Annotated in this window: 1 protein-coding gene; it reads left to right on the forward strand. The window is 65.3% G+C overall.

Annotated elements, in window-relative coordinates:
- A partial coding sequence (locus AC0L20_RS39775) for an efflux RND transporter permease subunit (protein WP_473295632.1) occupies window positions 1-521 on the forward strand: 521 nt, incomplete at both ends.

Consider the following 521-nt stretch of genomic DNA (forward strand, 5'->3'; position numbering starts at 1 on the left):
ATGGCGTTCTTCCCGGGCTCGGTCGGCATCATCTACCGCCAGTTCTCCGTGACCATGGTCGCCGCGATCGGCTTCTCGGCCTTCCTGGCGCTGTCGCTGACCCCGGCGCTGTGCGCGACGCTGCTCAAGCCCGTCGCGGCCGGTCATGGCCATGCCAAGAAGGGCGTGTTCGGCTGGTTCAACCGCATGCTCGAGGGCGGCAAGGAGGGTTATTCCTGCACCGTCGGCTTTTCGCTAAAGCGCACCGGCCGCCTGATGTTGGTCTATGTCGCGCTGCTCGCCGGCCTGTCCTGGGCCTTCGTCAATCTGCCCGGCGGCTTCCTCCCCGTCGACGACCAGGGCTTCGTCACCACCGACGTGCAGACGCCGTCGGATTCGTCCTATGGCCGGACCGAGGCGGTGATCGAGAAAGTGGAAAAATACCTGGCGCAGCGTCCGGGCGTGGACAACGTCACCTTCCTCACCGGCTTCAGCTTCTCCGGCCAGGGCATGAACACCGCGCAGGCCTTCATCACCCTGAA

It is taken from the genome of Bradyrhizobium sp. Kon58, from assembly GCF_055807455.1.